Annotated in this window: 16 protein-coding genes and 1 pseudogene; 6 read left to right on the forward strand and 11 right to left on the reverse strand. The window is 75.4% G+C overall.

Annotated elements, in window-relative coordinates; all coding sequences use genetic code 11:
• Nucleotides 1-246: 246 nt before the first annotated feature.
• From FZ988_RS01325 to FZ988_RS01345, 5 genes are all read right to left on the reverse strand, one after another.
• The gene (locus FZ988_RS01325) at nt 247-1,590 is read right to left on the reverse strand and encodes an NYN domain-containing protein (protein WP_188078931.1); all 1,344 of its coding nucleotides are present in this window, start codon (nt 1,588-1,590) and stop codon (nt 247-249) included.
• Between the two features lie 41 nt (nt 1,591-1,631).
• Nucleotides 1,632-2,558, reverse strand: coding sequence for a Ppx/GppA phosphatase family protein (locus FZ988_RS01330; protein WP_149202200.1), 927 nt, complete (start codon nt 2,556-2,558; stop codon nt 1,632-1,634).
• A 21-nt stretch (nt 2,559-2,579) separates the two neighbouring features.
• Complete coding sequence (locus FZ988_RS01335; RefSeq protein WP_149202201.1) at nt 2,580-3,467, reverse strand: ABC transporter permease; 888 nt, start codon at nt 3,465-3,467, stop codon at nt 2,580-2,582.
• Nucleotides 3,454-4,425 (reverse strand): ABC transporter ATP-binding protein, encoded by a 972-nt coding sequence (locus tag FZ988_RS01340; protein WP_149202517.1) that lies wholly within the window; start codon nt 4,423-4,425, stop codon nt 3,454-3,456. Before FZ988_RS01340 ends, FZ988_RS01335 begins: the two co-directional genes overlap by 14 nt.
• Before the next feature lie 83 nt (nt 4,426-4,508).
• The gene (locus FZ988_RS01345) at nt 4,509-5,798 is read right to left on the reverse strand and encodes a LolA family protein (RefSeq protein ID WP_149202202.1); all 1,290 of its coding nucleotides are present in this window, start codon (nt 5,796-5,798) and stop codon (nt 4,509-4,511) included.
• 80 nt (nt 5,799-5,878) lie between these two features.
• Between FZ988_RS01345 and FZ988_RS01350 the strand changes: the two genes are divergently transcribed.
• Both FZ988_RS01350 and FZ988_RS01355 read left to right on the forward strand, forming a co-directional pair.
• Nucleotides 5,879-6,532, forward strand: a complete 654-nt coding sequence (locus FZ988_RS01350) for a response regulator transcription factor (RefSeq protein ID WP_149202203.1) — start codon at nt 5,879-5,881, stop codon at nt 6,530-6,532.
• Nucleotides 6,529-7,896 (forward strand): ATP-binding protein, encoded by a 1,368-nt coding sequence (locus FZ988_RS01355; protein ID WP_149202204.1) that lies wholly within the window; start codon nt 6,529-6,531, stop codon nt 7,894-7,896. Before FZ988_RS01350 ends, FZ988_RS01355 begins: the two co-directional genes overlap by 4 nt.
• 23 nt (nt 7,897-7,919) lie before the next feature.
• Here FZ988_RS01355 and FZ988_RS01360 read toward each other — a convergent pair whose 3' ends face one another.
• The gene (locus FZ988_RS01360; protein WP_149202205.1) at nt 7,920-9,260 is read right to left on the reverse strand and encodes a DUF4921 family protein; all 1,341 of its coding nucleotides are present in this window, start codon (nt 9,258-9,260) and stop codon (nt 7,920-7,922) included.
• A 268-nt stretch (nt 9,261-9,528) separates the two neighbouring features.
• Nucleotides 9,529-11,010, reverse strand: a complete 1,482-nt coding sequence (locus tag FZ988_RS01365; RefSeq protein WP_149202206.1) for an MDR family MFS transporter — start codon at nt 11,008-11,010, stop codon at nt 9,529-9,531.
• 258 nt (nt 11,011-11,268) lie between these two features.
• On the opposite strand from FZ988_RS01365, the gene FZ988_RS01370 reads away from it, so the two are divergent.
• Nucleotides 11,269-11,622, forward strand: a complete 354-nt coding sequence (locus tag FZ988_RS01370) for a YciI family protein (protein ID WP_149202207.1) — start codon at nt 11,269-11,271, stop codon at nt 11,620-11,622.
• A 9-nt stretch (nt 11,623-11,631) separates the two neighbouring features.
• A pseudogene (locus FZ988_RS01375) lies at nt 11,632-12,889 on the forward strand (RNA polymerase sigma factor).
• A gap of 6 nt (nt 12,890-12,895) precedes the next feature.
• Here FZ988_RS01375 and FZ988_RS01380 read toward each other — a convergent pair.
• From FZ988_RS01380 to FZ988_RS01395, 4 genes are all read right to left on the reverse strand, one after another.
• Entirely contained in the window at nt 12,896-13,693 is a 798-nt protein-coding gene (locus tag FZ988_RS01380) for a GIN domain-containing protein (RefSeq protein ID WP_149202208.1), read from the reverse strand.
• Between the two features lie 130 nt (nt 13,694-13,823).
• A complete protein-coding gene (locus FZ988_RS01385) occupies nt 13,824-14,291 on the reverse strand; it encodes an NUDIX hydrolase (RefSeq protein WP_149202209.1) in 468 nt (155 codons plus the stop codon).
• 16 nt (nt 14,292-14,307) lie between these two features.
• On the reverse strand, nt 14,308-15,030 hold the full coding sequence (gene mtnN, locus FZ988_RS01390) for a 5'-methylthioadenosine/S-adenosylhomocysteine nucleosidase (protein ID WP_149202210.1): 723 nt from the start codon (nt 15,028-15,030) through the stop codon (nt 14,308-14,310).
• Nucleotides 15,027-15,479: an S-ribosylhomocysteine lyase gene (locus FZ988_RS01395; protein WP_149202518.1), complete on the reverse strand. Its 453-nt coding sequence runs from the start codon at nt 15,477-15,479 to the stop codon at nt 15,027-15,029. The genes mtnN and FZ988_RS01395 overlap by 4 nt, the downstream gene beginning before the upstream one ends.
• Nucleotides 15,480-15,630: 151 nt before the next feature.
• Here FZ988_RS01395 and FZ988_RS01400 point away from each other — a divergent pair, with 151 nt between their 5' ends.
• A complete protein-coding gene (locus FZ988_RS01400) occupies nt 15,631-16,917 on the forward strand; it encodes a phosphoribosyltransferase (RefSeq protein WP_149202211.1) in 1,287 nt (428 codons plus the stop codon).
• 59 nt (nt 16,918-16,976) lie between these two features.
• Entirely contained in the window at nt 16,977-18,968 is a 1,992-nt protein-coding gene (locus FZ988_RS01405; RefSeq protein ID WP_246169072.1) for a penicillin-binding transpeptidase domain-containing protein, read from the forward strand.
• Nucleotides 18,969-18,998: the final 30 nt, after the last annotated feature.

An 18,998-nucleotide genomic window follows, 5' to 3' on the forward strand; every position in this document is an offset into this window, starting at 1 on the left:
AGGCGGCTGCGGGCAGGGCGCGCACGGGGGCACGCGGGCCGGTGAGGACAGGTGGGCCCGTCGGTCGTGGACCGGCGGGCTCAGCGAGGGCGCTCCGCCCTACCGCATTCGACAGCTCGTCGTGGCGGCCAGTGGCCGCACGTGCGCAGCGGAGCCCGGGTGGGCCTGCAGGGTGCGCGACGAAGCCATGGCGTCACCCAAGCAGGTCCGTGCCCGCGCGGCGAGTGCCGGTCCACGATCCGGGCGTCACCGCCCGACGAGACCCCCACCGACCCACGTCCGGATCGCGGAGACGTCGGCGGGCGCGAGCTCCATGCGCGCACCGCGGCAGAGCCCGACGACGTTGTCCGCCCACGTCTCGGCGACCTTCTGGGCGCTCGGCCGGGTCGCGAGGTCGAGCCCGGCGTACAGGACGCCGGAGATCACGGTGTTGACGGACCCGCGGCCGATCGGCTGACCAGCGGCCTGGCACGCGTCACGGACCCGGCGGGCCGTCTCGGGGCGGTCGAACGGGGTCGCCGCGACGTCGTCCGCGAGCGCCGTGAGCAGCACGCGGTACCGCTCCGTCGGCAGGTTGGGGATGTCGGTCACCTCGACCACCTGGCGTTGCAGGGGCGGCAGGTCGACGCCGCCGGCCGTGGGCAGGTCGGCCTCGCTGAAGCGCTTGGGGTCCCACACGAAGCCCGACGCGGCGCCGAGCTCCGGTGCGACGCGCGCGAGCCACGGGAAGAACCCGCCGGCGCCGCCCCACGCGGACGTCGCGAGCGCAGGCTCGGCCTTCTGGGCGGCCTGCGCCACGGCGCCGCCGTTGAGCGGGCGTTCCGCCGAGCGCACGAGGCGCAGGACGGCGCGCCGTGCGGGTCCGGTCCACGTGACGGGCGCTGCCACGGGCGCGGCCACCACCACGGGTGCCGCGGAGCCTGCGGCCGCCGGTGTCGAGGACGACCCGCCGCCGCGCGTCGACGCGGCTGCCCTGCCGCCGCCCCGGGCCGGCTCGGGCGCGGCGACCTGCACGGGCACGACCTCGTCGACGGTGCTCGGCTCGGGGTCCTTGACGAGCTCGGCGAGCTCGTCAGCCGTGATGACGGTGTCCGCGACGGCGCGGTAGGCGCTCGCGGCGGGACCGGCCGTGATGATCGTGACGCGGCGGTCGGCCGCCCGGCACCGCAGGGCGAGGGGCGTGAAGTCGGCGTCGGCCGAGAGGATGACGAACTCGTCGTACCTCGTCTGCGCGCTGAGGGCGTCGACGGCGTCGAGCACGAGGTTGATGTCGGCGCTGCTCTTGCCCTGCTGCGTCAGCGAGGGGCAGTCCACGACGCTGAACCCGGCCCGCGTGAAGTTGGGCCTGAACTGGGAGAACGTCGACGGGTTGAGGTAGCACGAGCGGACCAGGAAGCGGCGCGTGAAGTCGCCGTCGGCGTCGCTGCCCGTCTCGAGGGCGGTGAGCCAGTGCGCGGGCGACCCGGCGAACGCCTCGGCCGCGGCAGGGTCGAGGCGCTTCAGCCCGATGTACACGTTGTCGAAGTCGACGAACAGCGCGCAGCGCAGGCGGCGGACGTCGGTGGTCTCGGTGGTGTCGATGATCGTCACGGGTCCATCCTCCTCGCCCTCACGCGTCGCGCAGCCCGGGGTCAGCCCAGCCGGTCGAGGGAGAGCAGGATCATCCCCTCCCGCAGCGCCCACGGGGACACCTCGAGCTCGGCGACGGAGAAGGCTCGCATGGTCTCGGCGAGCACGATCGCACCCGCGACCACCTGGAAGGTCCGGTCCTCGGTGATGCCGGGCAGGGCGGGCCGTGCGTCCGCCGGGATCCGGGCGAGCCGCGGCACCCAGTCCTCGAGCGCGGAGCGGCGCAGCAGGATGCGGTCCTGCGGGCCGACGCCGTCCGCGGTCCCACCGGCGAGGCGCGCGAGCGAGCGGATCGTCTTGGAGGAGCCGACGACGTGCGCGGGCCGCGGGAGGTCGGCGAACCGGCGCGCGGCCTCCCCGAGCACCTGCGCCGCGTGGGCCCGCAGCGCGGCGGTCTGCGCGGGTGCGGGCGGGTCGTCGGGCAGGAAGGTGACGGTCGACCGCCCGGCACCGAGCGGGACCGACAGCGCGACGTCCGGGTTCTCGGTGCCGCCGGCGGCGATCTCGAGGGAGCCTCCGCCGATGTCGAGGAGCAGCAGCTGGCCCGCGGACCAGCCGAACCACCGCCGCGCGGCGAGGAAGGTGATGCGGGCCTCCTCCTCGCCTGTGAGCACGCGCAGCCGCACCCCCGTCTGGTCGGCCACGAGGTCCAGCACCTGCGGGCCGTTGGGCGCCTCGCGCAGCGCGGACGTGGCGAACGGGAGCAGCTCCTCGACCCCGGCCTCGTCCGCTGCTGCGGCGGCGGAGCGCACGGCCTCGACGAGCGCCGTCACCCCCTCGGCGCTGATCTCCCCGCCGGGCCCGAGGTACCGCATGAGGCGGAGCACGGACTTGCGCGACGACTGCGGCACGGGTGGCGCGCCGCGGTGCGCGTCGACGACGAGCAGGTGCACGGTGTTCGAGCCGACGTCGAGGACCCCGAGGCGCATGCGGTCACGCTAGCGCCCGGCTCAGGAGGTGACGTCCGCCGTCGCGAAGCGACCCCAGGCGAGCGCGCCGAACACCGCGACCCACGCGGCCTGCACGGCGAGCCCCTGGCCGAGGACGCCCCAGTCGACCTCGAGCCGCAGCATCTCCGCGAAGTCGAGCCAGTGGTGCGTCAGCAGGCCGGGGTGGATCACCGCGAGCTGCGGGAGCGTGTCGAGGACGGCCGAGACGATCGCGACGACGACGGTCGCGGCCATCGCGCCCACGGGGACCTCGGTGAGGGTCGAGAAGAACAGGCCGACGGCGACGAGCCCCGTGAGCGACGCCGCCACGTAGGCGGTCACCCCGGCCACGCGCGCGAGCCCCGCGCCCGCCGGGATGGTGGTCCCGGAGAGCAGGGTCAGGTCCGAGACGCCGAACAGCACGGCGCCCGTCGCGAGCGCAACGAGCGCGATGGCGAGCACCGCGGCCGTGACGAACACGAGCGTCGCGACAGCCTTGACGGCGAGGAGGCGTCCGCGCCGGACCGGGAGCGTCAGGAGGTAGCGCAGGGTGCCCGACGACGCCTCCCCCGCGATGGCGTCACCCGAGGCGATGCCGATCGTCAGGGGCAGCAGGAAGGGCAGGCACATGAACAGCGCCGCGACGACGAGGAAGAGGCCGTTGCCCGTCACGCGCGCCACGAACCCGGGCCCCTGGCCGGACAGCGCCGTGCCCTGCGCGACATAGAGGACGATCCCGAGGAGCAGCGGCACGGCGGCGAGCCCGGACAGCAGGGCGACGTTGCGGCGCCTGCCGAAGACGAGGCGCAGCTCGGAGCGCAGCAGCCGGGCGACGGCGCCCGGCAGTGCTGCGGGTGCAGCGGGCGCTGCGGGCGGGACGGGCCCGGCGAGGACGTCAGCGCGCGACATCGAAGCCCTCCCCGGTGAGCGTCACGAAGAGCTGCTCGAGGCTCGGCCTGCGCAGCTCGAGGCCGAGGAGCTCGACCCCGGCGTGCACGAGTGCGGCCGACACGGCACCGACACCCACACCCGTCCCGGCGAGCGACGCCTCGACCTCGGTGCCGTCCGCGGCCACGTCGACGAGGCCGAGGGCCACGAGCACGCGTGCCGCGGCCCCGGCGTCGGCGAACGTCGTCGTGACGACGACGCGTGCCTCGCCGGCCTCGGTCAGCGCGGCCCGCTCGCCCTGGACGAGCAGCCGCCCGCGGCTCATGACGCCGATGTGCGAGCACACCTGCTCGATCTCGCTCAGCAGGTGCGAGGACACGAGCACGGTCGTGCCCGCGTCGGCGAGCTCACGTACGAGCGTGCGGACCTCGCGCGTGCCCTGCGGGTCGAGCCCGTTCGTCGGCTCGTCGAGCACGAGGAGCTCACGCGGGCGGAGCAGGGCGGCGGCGAGGCCGAGCCGCTGCTTCATGCCGAGCGAGTACTGCCGGTACGGCTTGTCCGCGGCCGCGGCGAGGCCGACGCGGTCGAGGGCGTCGTCGATGCGCCGGCGCGACGTGCGCGGGTCGGCGGTCGCGTCGCACGCGTCGAGCCGCGTGAGGTTCTGGCGGCCGCCGAGGTACGGCTGGAAGGCCGGGCCCTCGACGAGGACCCCGACGCGCGGCAGCACCCCGGCCGACGCGCCCGGCATGGGCTCGCCCAGCAGCCAGGCCTGGCCGCTCGTCGGCCGGACGAGGCCCAGCAGCATCCGGATCGTCGTCGTCTTGCCCGAGCCGTTGGGGCCGAGGAAGCCGTAGACCGACCCGCGCGGGACGTGGAGGTCGATGCCGTCGACCGCGGCCGGGGCGGAGCCGAACCGCTTGGTCAGCCCTGAGGTCCGCACGGCCGGGGCCTCGACCGTGGCCTCGCGCGACGCCGGCACCGGCGCCTGCGCGCCGGACGCGACGACCGTGTCCCCCCTCCGCGCGGCGTCGGCCGCGAGGAGGGGGGACACCGGTCCGGAGGTCACGCCATCCCGCGCAGCGTCTCGGCCGGGACGGCGCCGACGAGCACGCGGCCGTCGGGCGTCAGGAGCACGGTCAGGAGCGCCGAGCTGATGACCTGACCCTCGGGGGACTCGCTCGTCAGCGTGCCGTACAGGGCACCGAGGTCGAGGTCGCTCCCGGGGTGCTCACCGTCCTCGGGCACGAACTCCCCGACGAGCTCCTGGGCCTCGTCCGAGCCGATGAGGCGCTCGGAGGCGAGACCGGCCATCGCTGCCGGGTCGCTGCCGAGCAGCGCCTGGACGTCGATCCCGGAGATCTCGACGACGGTCTCCCAGCCGGTGCCGGTCACCGTCACGCCCTCGGGCAGCGGCGCGTCCTCGGGACCGGTCGCGTCCGTGGGCGCCTCGGCGGCGTCCGGGACGGCGAGGTCGGTCTCGTCCGGCAGCGGGATGATCACGTCACGCACCGCGGCGTCGGCGGGGGCCGCGAAGGCCAGCACCGCGTCGTCGGGCGTCGCGAAGGTCACGTCCGTGAAGCCGAGCTCGAGCGCCGGTGTCTCGGCGTCCTGCGTGCTCCACACCTGGACGCGCAGGGGCGTCCACGTCTCGGCGTCGACGGCGACCACGACCCGGCCCACCAGCGACCCCTGGGTCTTGGGGCTGACGACGAGCTGGTAGGCGTCCCGACCGGCGACCGTCGTGCTCGCGTCCATCGAGACCGTCGAGGACTCGTCCGCGTGGTCGAGCGCCGCGCTCGCGGCCTCCTCGGGTGTCGGCAGGTCTGCCGCGACGTCGGGCGACGGGCCCTCGCGGAGCTCGGCCTCGAGCTCGGCGTACCTCGCCTGCCCCGCGGCGTCGAGCGCGTAGTGGACGACCTCCTCGTCGGTGCTCGAGTAGGTCCAGGCCTCCGGGCCGTCGCGGACCACCGAGTACTCCGAGGTGTCCCCGAGGAGCGCGACCCGCGACCGGTCCTCGCCGTCCGTCCAGACGCGCAGCGTCGAGCTGCCGCCGAGGAGCGCGATGGGGTTGGCGCCGGTGAGCGCCGTGGGGATCTCGGGCAGGCCGAGCCGTGCGGTGTAGACGACGGTGCCGGACAACGGGACGCTCTCGGCTGCGGCGACGTTGGCCGCGAGCTCGGCCGGGGTGAGGTCCGGCAGGCCCTCGGCGCCCGCGTTGGCGAGCAGCGGCGGGGCGAGGAAGGCGCCCGCCACGGCGGCGGCGACGACGCCGGGGACCATCCACGGCGAGCGCAGGATCGATCGTGGCGTGCTGGTGGCTGTGGTTGCTGAGGGTGCGGCGTTCTCGGTCATGGGTCCAGCGTGCGCGTCGGAGCCTGTGAGGACGCTGAGAGCGGGTCCGGGGGCGTCGCGCGCGGTGGCATGCTCACCCCGTGCGGGTTCTCGTGGTCGACGACGAGCAGGGGCTCGTGCGCGCCCTGCGCCGTGGCCTCGTGGCCGAGGGGTTCGCCGTCGACGTCGCGCTCGACGGCGCGACGGGCCTCGAGATGGCGACCGACAACGACTACGACGCGATCGTGCTCGACGTGATGCTCCCGCGCCGCAACGGCTACGACGTCGTGACGGCGCTCCGCGAGCGCGACGTGTGGACGCCGGTCCTGATGCTCAGCGCCAAGGACGGTGAGCACGACGTCGCCGACGGGCTCGACGTCGGGGCCGACGACTACCTGACCAAGCCGTTCTCGTTCGTCGTCCTGGTCGCGCGGCTGCGCGCCCTCGTGCGGCGGCCCACGGGCGCGCGGCCGGCCGTCCTCACGTCGGGCGACCTCGTGCTCGACCCGTCCGCGCGCACGGTGACGCGCGGCGGCGAGCCCGTTCCGCTCACCGCGCGTGAGCTCGCGCTGCTCGAGTACCTCATGCGCCACGCCGACCGCGTGGTGGGCAAGGTCGAGCTGCGCGACCACGTGTGGGACGGCACGGGCGAGGACCTCAACGTCGTCGAGGTCTACGTCGGGTACCTGCGTCGCAAGCTCGGCCGCGACGCGGTGCGGACCGTGCGCGGTGCGGGGTACCGGGTGGCCGGGTGACCGCCGTCCGGCGGCGCGTCTGGTCGTTGCGTGCGCGCCTGACGGTCCTGACCGCGGGTCTGCTGTGCCTGACGCTCGTCGCGGGCGCCGTCGCCCTCACGACCGTCCTGACGCGCAGCCGGGTCGCCGCGATCGACGAGATCGTGCTCGAGCGGGCCGCGACGGTCGCCGCCCTGGCGGCGGACGACCGGCTGCCGGACGCACTGCCGGTCGCGGAGGCGGGCGAGATCGTCCAGGTGCTCGACGCCGACGGCCTGGTCGTCTCGTCGTCGCTCACCGCGAGCCGCACCCTGCCGGTGCTGCCGTCGGCCGAGGTCTCGGCTCTGCTCGACGGCGGCGCCGGCCCGTCAGGCCCGCCCGCCCCGACCACCCGGCGCACCGCCTACGACGACCAGGCGCGTGTCGCCGTCCGCGCGGCGACCCACGACGGGGACCCGGTGACGGTGGTCGCGTCCGTGCCGCTCGGCGAGGTCCAGGGCCTGCTCGCCGCGCTGCGGGTGTCCCTCGTGCTCGTGGTGCCCGCGCTCACGGCCCTGCTCGCCCTCGCCATCTGGACGGTCCTCGGCCGCGCACTGACCCCCGTGGAGCAGCTGCGACGCGCCGCGGCCCAGGTCGCACGCACGGGCGGCCCCGGCTCGCTTCCGGTCCCCCGTGCGGACGACGAGCTCGGCGCGCTGGCCCGCACCCTCAACGAGATGCTCGACCGCCTGGAGACGAGCGCCGCACGCCAGCGGACGTTCGTCGCCGACGCGGCCCACGAGCTCCGCTCTCCGCTCGCCGCCCTGCGCACGAGCGTCGAGGTCGCGCGGAGCCACCCCGACGCGTACGGCACCGGCGAGCTCGCCGCCGAGCTCGCCGCCGAGGTCCTGCGGATGCAGGCCCTGGTGGACGACCTGCTGCTGCTCGCGCGGGTCGGCGCGGCCCCGCTGCACGACGCCGACCTCGACCTGGGGCGGGTCGCGCGTGACGCGGTCGAGGCCTCGCACGCGGCCGCGGGGCGCGACGACGTGACGGTCGCCGTCGACGGCTCGGGGCGGGCCCGCGGCGACGAGGCGGCGGTGGCCCGCGTGGTGCGGAACCTGGTCGACAACGCGGCCCGGCACGCGGCCTCGCGCGTGCTCGTCGAGGTGGCCGACGGCTGCGTGGTCGTCCAGGACGACGGGCACGGGATCGCCGCAGCCGACCGCGAGCGCGTGTTCGAGCGGTTCGTGCGGCTCGACGAGGCGCGTGAGCGGGAGGCCGGTGGGAGCGGGCTCGGTCTCGCGATCGCCCGGGAGGTCGCGCGTGAGCACGGCGGTGACGTCGTCCTCGGGGCCTCGTCCCTCGGGGGGCTGTCCGCGACGGTGCGTCTCCCCGTGGGCTGAGCCGGTCCGCCGGCACGCGTCGGCTACCCGCGGTAGCGCAGCGTCCCGGGCCCGACGGCGCACTCGTCGCCCACGCGCAGCGGTGCCACGAGGCCCGCCTCGCGCAGCCGGAGCAGCTCGGCGACGACGCGGTCGCGCAGACCTACCGGGTCGAGCGTGTTGACGTTGATCTTGGTGCTGCCCTCGAACCCCGCGAGCGTGGACACGCGCCACTTGAGCACCACGTGCCAGGGCAGCGGGTCGTCCACGTTGACCGGCCGGTGGTGCCACTCCTCGTTGGTCGGCACCGCGGGGCCGGTCGCCGCGTGCAGGGCGTGCAGCACGTCGGAGAAGCCGCGGACCTCGGCGGGCGTGTGCTCCCACGGCCGGTGGTGGGTGCTGGTCGAGTACACCTCGAGGGACGGGTAGCGGTGACCGACACCGGCGACCGCGACGGCGTGCTCGTCCTGCGCGACGACGAGCCCGTGCGCCTGGGCGTGGGCCAGGACACGACCGAGCAGACCGGGGTCGCGACGCGTACGCGCCAGGACCTCCTCGAGCCGCGGGCCGTGCTCGTCGATCGCGACGAGCTGCTTGTGGAGGTGGTCGAACGACGCACCGGCGGGGCGCAGCCAGTTCTGGAACGCCGCGACGTAGCGGGCGTGCGGCTGGGCCGAGTACAGGGACGGCATCGCGTCGACCGTGAAGGCGAGGTAGCGCGCGTGCTCGTCGGGGGTGAGGGTCCCGGCCCCCGCCAGCTCGTCCTCGTACCGCGCCCCGTCGACGACGTGCCGCCGCGCGACCACGACGTCGTGCGTGCCGGCGAACAGGTCGGCCGCGTGCGCGAGGCGCGCGTCCTGCCCGATGGCCGCCCACCGCGCGTCGGACATGCCGCCAGCCCTGAGCCTGCGCTCGACGACGGCGAGCGCGTGCGCCCGGCCGGCCGGGTCGGCGAGGTACCGGGCGGCGCGCTCGCAGGCCTCGACGGGTGCCTCGTGGTGGTGGTTGGCGCGCCAGTAGCCGACGGACAGGATCTCGAAGAGGTTGGGCACGCGGCGCACGTCGGCGACGGTCGCGTCGAGGTCGCGTGCCTGCACGTCGCGCAGGGTCTCCCACCGGCCGTCCGGCAGCCGCACGAGCCTCGCCTTCTCGGGCGGCGTCTCGAGGTACCGCGCGGGGCAGAACGCGCACAGCGCGTCCCGGCGGTCCGGGTCGATCGCACGGCGCTCGCCGGACGGCGTGGAGAACGGCCGGCCGGCGCGCCCGGGAACCGTCCACACGACGGTCCCCGTCAGGGGTGAGACCTGCTTGACCGTGCCGTCGGGGAGCCTGACGAGCGGTTCCTGCGGGTCGGGCACCGGGCCGGCGCGGATGCCTGCGGTCATCGGGGCTCCTGCACGCCCCCGACGCTACCCGGGCCGCCCCCTGGCCGGTGCCGGGCGAGCTCGGCCATCGCCGCCTCGCGGGTGCCGACGTAGGTCACGGGGAGAGCGTCCAGCCCGGGTTGTTGTCCCGGTCCGCCACGGCCGCGGCCATCGACTCGTACGCCGCCGAGAGCCCCTTGACGTCGCCGTCGCACATGGCGTCGTCCCACATGCCGCGCCGGCGTCGCCGCGCCCCGGTCGACGGCTGCGGCCGGGACGCGGCGAGCCCCTACGCGTGCGGCATGACCTCGGGCGTGACCGCGGGCGGGCGGACGGCGAACGCGGCCGGGATCGCGAGCAGGCTGATCAGTGCGCCGACGAGGAACGCCGAGTGCACCCCCGCGGCGGTCGCCGTCACGACGTCGGCCCCCGAGTCCGCGCGGGCAGCGGCCTGGACCGTCATGACCGTCACGAAGAGCGCGGTGCCCGCGGCGCCCGCGACCTGCTGGACCGTGCCCACGACGGCGCTCCCGTGCGAGTACAGCTGCGGACGCAGCGACCCCAGGGACGCGGTGAACAGCGGCGTGAACATGAGCGCGAGACCACCGCTGAGCACCACGTGCGACGCGAGGAGGAGCCACGGCGAGCTGGCCTGGCCGAGGAGCGTCATGCCCCACGCCGAGGCGCTCACGAGCACCGTCCCCGGCACGAGGAGCACGCGCGGGCCGAACCGGTCGTACCCGCGGCCGACGAGCGGCGCGAGCAGGCCCATGAGGAGCCCGCCGGGCAGGAGCAGCAGCCCGGTCTCGAGCGCCTCGAGCCCGAGCACGTTCTGCGCGTAGATGGGCAGCAGGATGATCGTGCCGAACATCGACATCATGCTGATCGCCATGAGCACTGTCGCGACGGTGAAGGTGGACGACGTGAACGTGCGCAGGTCCAGGAGCGCGGCGTCCGTGCGCTGGAGCCACAGCTGCCGCGCGATGAAGAGCGACAGCGCTGCGGCGCCGACGACGACCGGGGCCCACGCGAGGAGCGCGCCGCCGCCGCCCGCGGACGCCTCGCCGAACTGGCTCAGCCCGTAGACGATCCCGCCGAAGGCGAACGCGGACAGGACCACGGAGCCGATGTCGACGCGCGCCTCCCGGGGCGTCGTCAGGTTCGCGAGCCGCGCCGCACCGAGCGCGAGCGCACCGAGCGCGATGGGCAGCACGAGCAGGAAGAGCCAGCGCCAGTCGAGGACGCTCAGCACGAGGCCGGAGATCGTGGGGCCGAGCGCGGGTGCGACCGAGATGACGACGGAGATGTTGCCCATGGTGCGGCCCCGGCTCGCGGGCGGCGTCACGGTCATCACGGTCGTCATGAGCAGCGGGAGCATGATCGCGGTGCCACCGGCCTGGACCACGCGGCCCAGGAGCAGCACGGCGAAGCTCGGCGCCAGCGCGCACACGAGCGTCCCGAGGCTGAACAGGCCCATCGCCGTGAGGAACGTGACGCGCGTCGTCGTGCGCTGGATCACGAACCCGGTCACGGGGATGACCACGGCCATGGTGAGCATGAACGCCGTGGTGACCCACTGCGCCGTGCCCGCGGTGATCCTCAGGTCCGTCATGAGGTGCGGCAGGGCCACACCCATGACCGTCTCGTTGAGGATCACGACGAACGTCGAGATGAGCAGGAGGACGACGGCGCGGCGGTCGCCCGGCGCCATGCGTGCGTCGGCCGACGTGACGGGTTCGGCGTGCTGGAGGTGATCGGTCTGCTCGGTCATGCGGGATCCCTGTCCGTTCGCGGAGGATGGGGGTCGTGCGCCGGTGCACGTGTGGCGGGCGCGGGCCCAGGCCGAGCCGCTCGACGCCGTCGCGGCCCCGCACGGTGGGCGGGGCCGACGGTCAAGTGTGCGCGCGGTCCGGCGTCGCGTCGACGGATTTGTCCGAGCAAGGTGGGTGCCGGTGTCGATCCGGTGCCTCGCCGTTCGTTCAGGTGGTGAGGCACCGGACCAGCCGGCGCCCGGACCAGGAGGTGCACCATGGCGCAGTACCTGCTCGCTGTGATCGAGCCCGTCGGCCCCCAGCCGCCCGCGGAGGTGCTCGAGAAGGTCATGGCCGACGTCGGCGAGGTCGACCGCGCGATGCGTGACGCGGGCGCCTGGGTGTTCGCAGGCGGCCTGCACCAGCCGAGCGCGTCGACGGTCCTGCGGCCCGAGGGCGACGAGGTCCTCGTGACCGACGGTCCCTACCTCGAGGGCCGCGAGCACCTCGGCGGGTTCTCGATCATCCAGGCGCCCGACCTCGACGCGGCCCTCGACTGGGGCCGCCGCCTCGCGCGGGCGACCGGGCTGCCCATCGAGGTGCGCCCGTTCCGGTACGCGACCGGCGAGTGACGGCACCCGGTGCCTGACGGCCAGCCGACCGGGCCGACCTCGGAGGCGATCGCCCGCGTGTTCCGTGCGGAGCACGGCCGGGTGGTCGCCGTCCTGGCCCGGACGTTCGGGGACCTCGACGTCGCGCAGGACGCGGCGCAGGAGGCCTTCGCGCTGGCCGTCGAGCACTGGCCGTCCACCGGTGTGCCGCCGAGCCCGGCGGGCTGGCTCGTGACGACCGCCCGACGCCGCGGGATCGACAGGCTGCGGCCGCGAGGCGACCCGCCACGACCGGCACGCGCAGGCCGCGCTGCTCCTCGCAGGCGCGGGTGCGGACGACCCGGCGGAGGTGCTCGCCGCGGCCCCGGCGGTCCCGGACGAGCGCCTGCGACTGCTCTTCACGTGCTGCCACCCCGCGCTGTCGACGGGGGCCCAGGTCGCCCTGACGCTCCGGCTCCTGGGCGGTCTGACGACGGCCGAGATCGCGCAGGCGTTCCTCGTGCCCGAGACGACCATGGCGCAGCGCCTCGTCCGCGCCAAGGCGAAGATCCGCGACGCCGGGATCCCGTACCGCGTCCCCGAGCGCGAGGAGCTGCCCGCGCGGCTCCACGCAGTCCTGGCCGTCGTCTACCTCGTGTTCACCGAGGGGTACACGGCGAGCTCGGGCGACCGCCTCGTGCGCGCCGACCTGTGCACCGAAGCCGTGCGCCTCGGTCGCACGGTCGTCGAGCTCCTCCCGCACGAGCCCGAGGCGTGGGGTCTGCTCGGGCTCATGCTGCTCGTGGAGGCACGCCGGGGCACCCGCACGACGGCCGAGGGCGACCTGGTGCTCCTCGCCGACCAGGACCGCAGCCGTTGGGACCGGGCGCTCGTGGACGAAGGGCTCGCGCTCGTGCGCCGGTGCCTGCGGGCGGGCCGGCCGGGGCCCTACCAGATCCAGGCGGCCATCCACGCGGTGCACTGCGACGCGCCCTCGGCCGCGCAGACCGACTGGGGCCAGGTCGTGCGGCTCTACGACCAGCTCCTCGCCGTCATGCCGTCGCCCGTGGCCGCGCTGCACCGTGCGGTCGCGGTCGCGGAGGTCGACGGGCCCGCGCCCGCGCTCGCGGTTGTCGACGCCCTCGACCTGGCGGGGTACCCGCTCTTCCACGCGGTGCGGGCCGACCTCCTGCGGCGCGCGGGGCGGACGGCCGAGGCCGACCAGGCGTACGCCGCCGCGATCGCCCGGACGGCGAACGCCGTCGAACGCGCCTTCCTCGAGCGGCGTCGCGCGTCGCTCGGGGGCTGACCGGGGTCAGCGCCGCTGCACGTCGCCCGAGCCGTCGATGTCCTTCGTCACCTCGGCGTCCCCGGTGTAGGTGACGGAGCCGCTGCCGCCGATCGCGACCTCGAGGGTCGAGGACACGTCGAGCGTCGCGCCACCGGACCCGTCGATGGCGACGACCGCGGCGCTGGTCGCGAGCGAGCCCCCGGAGTAGCTTCCCGAGCCCTCGATGCTCACGTCCTGGCTCTCGGCGCGGCCCTCGAGGTCCACGCCCCCCGAACCCGCGATGGCCACGGAGACGGCCTCGACGTCGACGCCCCGGACCTGGACCCCGCCCGAGCCCTCGAGGTTGACCACGAGGAGCTCGCCGGTGGCGCCGTCGGCGCTCACGTCGCCCGAGCCCGTGATGCTGATCGCCTCGAGCTCCGGGAGCACGAGCTCGTACTCGACCCTCCCCGGGCTGCCCCAGCGCACCTCGTCGTCGACCCCGAGCACGAGGACGCCGTCCTCGACGTCGCTCGTCAGGTGCGGCAGGATCCCCTCCCCCGCGGTGATGGTCAGGGACGCGGTGTCGCCGCGCGTCACGGTGACGTCCCCCGAGGTCGCGAGCTCGATCGCGGTCGCCGCGTCCACGTCGCGCTGCTCGGTGGCGATGGGCCCGACGTCGACGGTCCGCGAGCCGACGGTGACGGTCCCGCAGCCCGTGAGCACGAGCGCGCCGAGGGCCGCGGCCGCGACGAGGGCCGCACCCGTGCGTGCAGGGCCCTGCGCTCCGGGGGTGCGCTGAGCGCGGGACGTGCGGCGTGCGCGCGGTGTGCGGAGGTTCATGGTGTCCTCGTCGTGGAGCGGTGTCCCGGTCGTTCCGGGCTGCTCCCAGCATCGGCGTCGGCGGGCCCTCGCGGCATCGGGTAACCCCCGGAGGGCGCCCCTGAGTTCCGCGGCCCCGACCCCTGCGGGTTCACTCGCCGAGCACGGCCAGGAGACGGTCGACGAGCTCGGCCTGCGCGCTCACGACGAGCCTGCGGGCGTCGGCGGCGGGCAGCCAGGCGACGCGGTCGAGCTCGGGCACGGCGACGTGACGCCCGGACCTGGGTGGCCACTCGACGTCGACGAGGTTGCTGACCGCGCGCGCCGGGTCGACGTCGCCCTCGCGGGCCCACGCGGTGACGGTCTTGCCTGCCCTCTGACGCACGCTCCCGAGGGCCAGGTCGGGCGCCGTCGCCGCGGGTGGCGCCATGCCGAGCTCCTCGGTGAACTCGCGCACCGCGGCGTCGTGCAGGTCCTCCTCGGGGCCGGGCTCGCCCTTGGGGATCGTCCAGGCGCCGGCGTCCTTGCGCGCCCAGAACGGCCCGCCCATGTGGCCGAGCAGGACCTCGACGCCGTCCGCGGTCCGACGGAAGAGCAGCAGGCCCGCGCTGTGCGCCATGACGCGTGCGCCTGACCTAGACGGCGATCCCGGCGGCCTGGCGGGACGCGACGAGGTGGAGGGTCTCGATGACCACGCGCGCCGAGCGGTCCGCCGCGTCGTCGACCGTCTCGAGGAAGTCCTCGTCCGCGGCCGGCCCGCACAGGTCGGAGATGCCGCGCACCGACAGGAACGGGACGCCGTAGAGGTGGCACGTCTGGGCGAGCGCCGCCGACTCCATGTCCGTCGACAGCCCGTGCGGGAACGCGGAGCGGATCCCGTCGACGGCCGTCGCGTCGATGAACGCGTCGCCCGAGAGCATCGTGCCCGTGTGGAGCCGCAGGCCCGTGTCGATGCGCATCGCCGCGTCGAGCAGCGACCTGTCGCCCTCGAACACCTCGGGCATGCCCGGGACCTGGCCGAGCGTGTACCCGAAGGCCCGGGCGTCGGCGCCGGAGTACACGTACCGGTCGCCGACGACGACGTCCCCGACCCGCACGCCCGTGCCGACCCCGCCCGCGCTGCCGGCGCTGATCACCGCGAGCGGCGAGGTCCCGCTGATCGCGACCGCCGCCGCGGTCGCGGCGCTGACCAGGCCGATCCCGCACTGGACGAGCAGCACCCCCCGGTCGGCGAAGGAGACGACGCGGTGCACGGCGTGCCCCACGGTCGTGGGTGAGCCCACGAAGTCGGCGCGCGCGACGAAGGGCGCGGCCTCGTCGGCCATGGCCGTCACGACGACGGCGTCCACGGCGATCATGCGGTCACCCGGCTCCAGCCGTCGCGCGCCTCGAGGAAGGTCCGCGCGGCGGCCTGGGCACCCTCGAGCGTGTGGTTGGCGCCCCACCCGCACTGGACCTCGTTCGCGGCCGGGACCTCGCCCGCCTCGAGGACGTCCTCGAGGGTCGCCTGGACGAGCCCGAGCACGTCGTCGTACGCCCACTCGCCCTGGAGGATGAGGTAGAAGCCCGTCTGGCAGCCCATGGGCGAGAAGTCGATGACCCGGTCGGAGTGGTTGCGCGAGTGCTCGGCGAAGAGGTGCTCGAGCGAGTGGACCACGGGCATCTCGAGGTGCGCACGGTTGGGCTGCGTGAAGCGCACGTCGTACTTGGTGATCACGTCCCCGGCGGGCAGCGTCTTGCTGTCGGCGAGACGCACGTACGGCGCGTCGACGGTGCGGTGGTCGAGGTTGAACGACTCGACGTTCATGCGGGGCTGGTTCACGTGGGCTTCCTGTCAGGCTGGTCCGGCGGGGCTTCGTCCCGGTGCCCCATTCTGCGCCATGCCGTCCTGCTGCGCGCACGGACGTAGGGTGGCGGTGTCGAAGGACCTGCACCTCTCCCACGTGCAAGGACCCGCCATGGTGCTCTTCGCTGATCGGGTCGACGCCGGCCGACGCCTCGCCGAGCGGCTGGGTCCGCTCCGTGCCCCCGACGTCGTGGTGCTCGGCCTGCCGCGCGGCGGTGTGCCCGTCGCCGCGGAGGTCGCCCGGGCGCTCGGCGCCCCGCTCGACGTGCTGGTGGTCCGCAAGCTGGGTGTCCCCGGCCGGCCCGAGCTCGCGATGGGGGCCATCGCCGAGGGCGGGGTGCGCGTCGTCGACGAGCGGATGGTCGCCAGCGCGGGCGTGACGGAGGGGGCCCTGGCCCGCGTCGAGGAGCGCGAGCGGGCCGAGCTCGACCGCAGGGTCGCGGCCCTGCGCCGTGGCCGGGCGCCGGTCGACCTGACGGGCCGCACCGCCGTCGTGGTCGACGACGGGGTCGCCACGGGGTCGACGGCCCGTGCAGCCTGCCGCGTGGCACGCCTGCTGGGTGCGCGACGCGTGGTCCTCGCCGTGCCGGTCGGCCCGCCCGAGGTCGTCGGGGCCGTCCCCGAGGCCGACGAGGTCGTGTGCGCCCGGACGCCGAGCCCGTTCCTCGCCGTCGGGCACCACTACCGGGACTTCCGCCCGACGTCGGACGACGACGTCGCGGCGATCCTGCACGGGAGCGGTCACGAGGTCGCGTCCGACGTCGGCGTCCCGGTCGACGGGCGCGTGCTGGCGGGCCGCCTCGTGGTCCCGGCGGGCGCGCTGGGGGTCGTGGTGTTCGCGCACGGGAGCGGGAGCGGGTGGTTGAGCCCGCGCAACCGGACGGTCGCGGCAGCCCTGGCGGACGCGGGGCTCGGCACACTCCTGGTCGACCTGCTCGACCGGGACGAGGCGATCGACAGCTCTCGCGGGGTCGACGTCGAGCTCCTCGCGGCACGCCTCTCGGCCGTCTCGGCCTGGCTCCTGGCCCGGCCCGACGTCCGTGCCGGCCTGGACGGGGGGCCGTTGCCGCTCGGGTGGTTCGGTGCCAGCACGGGTGCCGCTGCCGCGCTGTGGGCCGCCGCCGAGCCCGGCTCGCCCGTCCGCGCGATCGCGTCCCGCGGCGGACGCCCCGACCTCGCGACGGTGCGGCTCGGCGAGGTCCGGGCCCCGACGCTGCTCGTCGTGGGTGGTCGCGACGAGCACGTCCTCGAGCTCAACAGCCGCGCCCAGTCCCGTCTGCGCTGCCCCAACCGGCTCGAGGTCGTCGCGGGCGCGACGCACCTGTTCGAGGAGCCCGGCGCGCTCGAGGAGGTCGCGCGGCTCTCCGTCGACTGGTTCACGCGACACCTGCCGACCTGACGCCCCGTGTCACCGCCGTCCGCCATGATCGGGGGACACGGACGGGCGAGGGGGCACAGGTGCGAGCAGCAGGCGACCGCAGGCGGGTTCGGCACGGCGGCAGCGTTGGGGGGCACGGCGGCGTTGGGGGGCACGACGCGGCGCGGGCCCTGCCACGCGTCGCACGGCGGGCGCTCGTCGGCGTCCTGGGCGTCGCGCTGAGCGGCGGGCTGGCCGCGTGCACGGCCGGCCCGCCGAAGCCCGACGACGTCGCGCGGGCGCTCGCCGACGGGATCGCCGCGGCGGACCTGGGCGACGTGGCGTTGAGCGGTGCGACGCCCGCCGAGGCGACCGAGCAGGCCGTGGCCGCGTACGCCGGCCTGGACCCGGACCTGCCCGCCGTCGAGGTCGGTGACATCACGGTCGATGACGAGGGGACGACGGCGACCGTCCCGCTCGACTTCACCTGGGACCTGGACGCGAACGAGGCGGACTGGACGTATACGACGACCGCGCACCTCGACCTCGTGGACGACGCGTGGGTCGCGCGCTGGTCGTCGTTCCTGCTCGCGCCGGACCTGCGGGAGACGGAGACCCTGAGCCGACGGCGTGACGCGCCGGCCGAGCGCGCGACGGTGCTCGGCGCCGAGGGCGGCGAGGTGCTCGTGGAGCCCCGGGCGGTGCTGCGCCTGGGGGTCGACAAGACCCGGGTCGAGGCGCCGGGGCAGGCGGAGGCCGCCGCGCAGGTCGCAGCCGTCGTCGGTATCGACCCCGCGGAGTACGCGGCGCGCGTCGCCGCGGCCGGCGAGAAGGCGTTCGTCGAGGCGATCGTCGTGCGCGAGGAGAACCCGGGACTCGACCTGGGGGCGTTCAGCGACATCGCCGGCGCGCTCTCGGTCAAGGACACGCTCCCGCTCGCACCGACGCGCCGGTTCGCGCGGCCGGTCCTCGGCACTGCGGGCCCGGCAACGGCGGAGATCGTCGAGGAGGCGGGTGGGGCCGTCGTGGCGGGCGACACCGTGGGGCTCTCCGGGCTCCAGCGTCAGTACGACGAGCAGCTGCGCGGGCTCCCGGGCTTCACGGTCCTGGCGACGGCCGCGGACACAGGGCAGGTCCGCGAGCTCTACCGCGTCGACCCGGTCGCCGGCGAGCCCCTCGTGACGACTCTCGTCGCCGCCTACCAGGACGCCGCGGAGACGGTCCTCGAGGACGTCGCTCCCCCGAGCGCGATCGTCGTGATCCGGCCCTCGACCGGTGCGGTGCTCGCCGCGGCGAGCGGGCCGGGGGGCGAGGGCTACTCGACGGCGACGCTAGGCACCTACGCCCCGGGCTCGGTGTTCAAGGTCGTGAGCTCCCTCGCCGCGCTCCGTGCGGGCCTGACGCCGGCGAGCACCGTCGACTGCCCCGCGAGCACCGTCGTCGACGGGCGGACGTTCGAGAACTTCCCCGGCTACCCCGCGCAGGCCCTCGGCTCGATCCCGCTGCGCACGGCCGTCGCGCACTCGTGCAACACGGCGTTCATCGGTCTGCGGGAGCAGGTCCCGGCGACCGCGCTCACGGACGCGGCGGCAAGCCTGGGCCTCGGCGTCGAGGCCGACCTGGGCTACCCAACGTTCCTCGGCGCGGTCCCGTCCGACGCGACGGGGACGGACCACGCGGCGTCGATGATCGGCCAGGGGCGCATCCAGGCGTCCCCGTTGGTCATGGCGGCCGTCGCCGCGTCCGTCGCGAGCGGGCACCGGGTGACGCCGTGGCTCGTCGGCCCGCAGGCGCCGCAGGCCCCCGAGGTCGCGACGCCGCTGACCGCCGAGGAGACGGCGGCGCTCCAGGAGATGCTGCGCGCCGTCGTCACGGAGGGCGGTGCGACGTTCCTGCAGGACGTGCCGGCACCTGACGTGCTCGCCAAGACGGGCACAGCGCAGTACTCGGCCGACGGCGAGCTGCGCAACCACACGTGGATGGTCGCCGTGCACGGCGACGTCGCGATCTCGGTGTTCGTCGAGACCGGTGACTACGGCTCGACGACCTCGGGGCCCCTGCTCGAGGAGCTGCTCGCGCTCACCGGGCTGTGAGGCTCGCCGGGCTGTAGCGCCCTCGGGGCC

This window comes from Actinotalea subterranea, assembly GCF_008364845.1.
Classification (GTDB): Bacteria; Actinomycetota; Actinomycetes; order Actinomycetales; family Cellulomonadaceae; genus Actinotalea; species Actinotalea subterranea.

Bases quoted from the DNA above. Each gene is read 5' to 3' on its own strand.
- FZ988_RS01330 (WP_149202200.1), bottom strand. From the start codon at position 2,558: ATGCGCCTCGGGGTCCTCGACGTCGGCTCGAACACCGTGCACCTGCTC.
- FZ988_RS01335 (WP_149202201.1), bottom strand. From the start codon at position 3,467: ATGTCGCGCGCTGACGTCCTCGCCGGGCCCGTCCCGCCCGCAGCGCCC.
- FZ988_RS01345 (WP_149202202.1), bottom strand. From the start codon at position 5,798: ATGACCGAGAACGCCGCACCCTCAGCAACCACAGCCACCAGCACGCCA.
- FZ988_RS01360 (WP_149202205.1), bottom strand. From the start codon at position 9,260: ATGACCGCAGGCATCCGCGCCGGCCCGGTGCCCGACCCGCAGGAACCG.
- FZ988_RS01365 (WP_149202206.1), bottom strand. From the start codon at position 11,010: ATGACCGAGCAGACCGATCACCTCCAGCACGCCGAACCCGTCACGTCG.
- FZ988_RS01370 (WP_149202207.1), top strand. From the start codon at position 11,269: ATGGCGCAGTACCTGCTCGCTGTGATCGAGCCCGTCGGCCCCCAGCCG.
- FZ988_RS01380 (WP_149202208.1), bottom strand. From the start codon at position 13,693: ATGAACCTCCGCACACCGCGCGCACGCCGCACGTCCCGCGCTCAGCGC.
- FZ988_RS01385 (WP_149202209.1), bottom strand. From the start codon at position 14,291: ATGGCGCACAGCGCGGGCCTGCTGCTCTTCCGTCGGACCGCGGACGGC.
- mtnN (WP_149202210.1), bottom strand. From the start codon at position 15,030: ATGATCGCCGTGGACGCCGTCGTCGTGACGGCCATGGCCGACGAGGCC.
- FZ988_RS01395 (WP_149202518.1), bottom strand. From the start codon at position 15,479: ATGAACGTCGAGTCGTTCAACCTCGACCACCGCACCGTCGACGCGCCG.
- FZ988_RS01400 (WP_149202211.1), top strand. From the start codon at position 15,631: ATGGTGCTCTTCGCTGATCGGGTCGACGCCGGCCGACGCCTCGCCGAG.